The sequence below is a fragment of the Microbacterium sp. ISL-103 genome, assembly GCF_018613995.1.
GTDB lineage: Bacteria > Actinomycetota > Actinomycetes > Actinomycetales > Microbacteriaceae > Microbacterium.
Genome location: NZ_JAGGPD010000467.1, coordinates 1 through 3354, shown reverse-complemented (window position 1 = coordinate 3354; position 3354 = coordinate 1). Strand labels below are relative to the sequence as shown.

General features: G+C 69.4%; 4 protein-coding genes. 1 reads left to right on the top strand and 3 read right to left on the bottom strand.

What is annotated here, in order from left to right; translation table 11 throughout:
• Nucleotides 1-955 (top strand): glycoside hydrolase family 3 N-terminal domain-containing protein (locus J7E68_RS15980; RefSeq protein WP_215174238.1); only part of this gene is annotated, 955 nt, incomplete at its 5' end.
• Nucleotides 956-970: 15 nt separating this feature from the next.
• On the opposite strand, the gene J7E68_RS15975 is transcribed toward J7E68_RS15980, so the two are convergent.
• The 3 genes from J7E68_RS15975 to J7E68_RS15965 all read right to left on the bottom strand — a co-directional run.
• Nucleotides 971-1846, bottom strand: a complete 876-nt coding sequence (locus J7E68_RS15975; protein ID WP_215174236.1) for a 3-methyladenine DNA glycosylase — start codon at nucleotides 1844-1846, stop codon at nucleotides 971-973.
• 1 nt (nucleotide 1847) lies between these two features.
• Entirely contained in the window at nucleotides 1848-2873 is a 1026-nt protein-coding gene (locus J7E68_RS15970; RefSeq protein WP_215174234.1) for an App1 family protein, read from the bottom strand.
• A gap of 4 nt (nucleotides 2874-2877) precedes the next feature.
• On the bottom strand, nucleotides 2878-3354 hold a 477-nt coding region (locus tag J7E68_RS15965; RefSeq protein WP_215174232.1), incomplete at its 5' end, for a DedA family protein.

Sequence of the window (3354 nt, the reverse complement as noted above, 5' to 3'; positions counted from 1 at the left end):
GCAGACGTACATGGCGCAGGGTCTCGGTGGCTTCATCCTGATGGGGGCGAACATCCCCGCCACCGATGCCGAGCTCGAGGCGCTCACCGCGTCGCTCACGGTCGATCCCGAGCTGCCGCCGCTCGTCGCCATCGATCAGGAGGGTGGGATCGTCTCGCGTCTGCCCCGAGACGACTACGCCGCATCGACCACGCTCGCAGCGCGACCGGTCGCAGACACGTCTGCGGCCTTCTCCGGCCGCGCGTCACTGGTCGCCGAGGCGGGAATCAACGTCAACTTCGGAACGGTCGCCGATGTGACCGCCGATGAGGCGTCGTTCATCTACGGCAGAGCGCTCGGCACGGATCCGAGATCGTCCGCGGATCGTGTCGCCGCAGCCACCGCGGCCCAGGAGCAGATCATCGCCTCGACGCTCAAGCACTTCCCCGGGCACGGGGCGGCGCCGGGAGACTCGCACCACGCCATACCGACCACGGACGAGACGCTCGAGGAGTGGCGCGCGACTGACGCCGCCGTGCCGTTCTTCGCAGGGGTCGACGCCGGGGCGTCGCTGCTGATGTTCGGGCACCTCGCCTACACGTCGGTCGACGCGGCCCCGGCCTCGCTCTCCGCACGCTGGCATGAGATCGCACGCGAGGAGCTCGGCTTCGACGGAGTGATCGTCACCGATGATCTCGGCATGCTGCAGTCGTCCGGCATCCCCGCTTATGCGGATCCGGTCGCGAATGCGGTCACCGCCGTCGCGGCGGGCAGCGACCTCGTGCTCATGATCGCGGGGTCGACCGCCGACACAGCAGGGCAGATCGCCACCGGACTCGTCGCGGCCGTAGGTGACGGAACGCTGTCCGCCGACCGTCTCGCCGATGCGGCGACACGGGTCATGACGCTCCGCCTGGAGTCGACGGCAGCGAGCGCGGAGTGGCTGCCGTGCCCGGACTGCGAGCCGGCGGGCTGAGAGCTGGTGGGCCGGTCAGCCGCCGACGGCGGCCGGCCGCGGCGAACCGATCCAGGCCTGCAGCAGCTCGCCTCTCAGGCGGGCGCCTCGCTCGGCGAAGCCCCTCTGCTGTCGCACGTACTCGGCTTTGCCTTCGGCGGTCTCGATCTGCACGGGGACGACGTGCCAATCGGAGAGGTCGTAGGGCGCGGCCTGCATATCGAGAAGCCTGATGTCTCTGGCGAGTTCGAACGCGTCGAGCAGCAGCTCCCCGGGGACGAGGGGGCCGAGCTTCAGGGCCCACTTGTAGAGGTCCATACCGGCGTGCAGGCAGCCGGGCTGCTCGAACAGGGACTGATCGTCGCGGGTCAGCGAGGTGCGGTTGCGTGGCACTGCGTCGGGAGTGAAGAAGCGGAAGGCATCGAAGTGGGTGCACCGCAGGTCGTGATTCTCGACGACGGCGTCGGTGCCGGCCTGCCCCAGTCGCAGAGGCACGCCGTGCCGGTGTTCGTCTGCTCGATAGACCATCGCCCACTCGTGCAGCCCGAAGCATCCGAACTGTCCCGGGCGTGAGGCGGTGCGGCGCAGCATCCGCTCGATGAGGCCGGCGAGGTCGGCCTTGTCGGTCGCGAACCGTTCGGCGTCGGGCACGGCGCCCTCGTCGCTGGCGCCCGGAGAGTACCAGCGCCAGCTCAGCCGCTCGGGTGCCTCGTGCAGTTCGACGCCTGCCCCCGGGTGCCAGCGGCGCAGCTGAGCGGGCTTGTAGCTGTAGTACGTGAAGAGGAAGTCCCACACGGGGTGCTTCTCGTCGCGGGCAGAGCGCTCTCTGTGGGCAGCGGTGAGGGCGTCCGCACGCGCCTGGTGGGCACGCTCGCGCTCCAGCCAGTCGGCCCGGGCGAGTGAGGTGGACATGTCAGCGGAGGATGCCGGCTTCGCCGAGCAGATCGCGCAGCCCCGCGCCGTCTTCGGCGCTCACCCAGGGGGCGACGTCTTCGGAGTGCGGTTCGTGGCCCGCGCGGCCGCCGGCGAGCACGGCCTCGGCCGGGAGCAGCCGCCGAATCGCGACGCCGGCCACCGAGTCGGGGTGCTCGTCCATGAACTCGGAGTAGATCGACTCGTCGTGCTGGCCGTCGTCTCCGATCAGCAGCCACTTGACGTGAGGGAACTCGGTGGCCAGGCGACGCAGGTTGGTGAGCTTGTGCTCGCGACCGCTGCGGAACCAGCGATCGTGCGTGGGCCCCCAGTCGGTGAGCAGCATGGACCCTGCGGGGAACAGGTGGCGTCCGAGGAATCGGCGCAGCGTCGGTGCGACGTTCCAGGCGCCGGTCGAGAGATAGATCATCGGCGCACCGGGATACTCGCGCAGCACCTGATCCAGCAGCACGGCCATGCCCGGCACGGGGATGCGCGCATGCTCGTCGACCACGAACGAGTTCCACGCGGCGATGAAGGGCCGGGGGAGTGCGGTGACCATGACGGTGTCGTCGACGTCGGACACGATGCCGAAGTGCGTCGACCCGGCGACGATGAACGCGGTCGCCTCCACCGGTTCCTGCCCCTCGACCGAGAAGGTGAACGTCTGCCACCCGGGTTCGAGGTCGGCGTCGATGACGGAATCGATGACACCGCCCCGATCGGCCACGACGTGATGGGTGGAGTCGCCGATCTGCACCGAGACCTTGGCGAAGCTCACCGGGATGCCGACGAAGCTGCGCCAGCCGCGTACACTCGCCGGCTCGCCGTCTTTCGTGCTCCGTGCGGGCGGGACGATGAGCACTCGGTCCACGACACGCACCCACCCTGGCCCGCCGTAACCGGGGAAGGGAAGGATGGTCGCGGTACGGCCGCGACGGCGCGCTCGCCCCTCGCGCCACACGTGGAGGCGGTGTTCTAGGCGCGCGAACCAGTGGATCCGGGGCGCCGGGGGTGACGAAGCCATTGCTTCAGTCTTTCACGTCGGTCGCGTCCTTCGCGTCCGAGATGTCGAGGTGGCGCGCCTCGAGTCGCGAGATGACCTTCTTGCCGACGAAGACCGCGAGCAGGAACACCGCGATGATGCCCACGAAGATGTATCCGGCGTAGTGCACCCGGTCGGCGAGCTCGTCGAAGCTGCCGGCCGCGAGAGAGGTGATGCTCACGTACGCGGTGGCCCACAACAGACAGGCGGGGGCGGTCCACGCGAGGAAGCGGCGGTACGAGTAGTGGCTCATCCCGACGGTGAGCGGGACGAGGGAGTGGAGCACCGGCAGGAAGCGCGACAGGAAGATCGCGATGCCTCCGCGCCGGGCGGGATAGCGTTCCGCACGCACCCAGTTCTCTTCACCGACACGACGGCCGACCCAGGACGAGCGGATGTGCGGTCCTATCCAGCGCCCGAGCCAGAACCCGATGCTCTCGCCGATCAATGCGCCGATCACGAC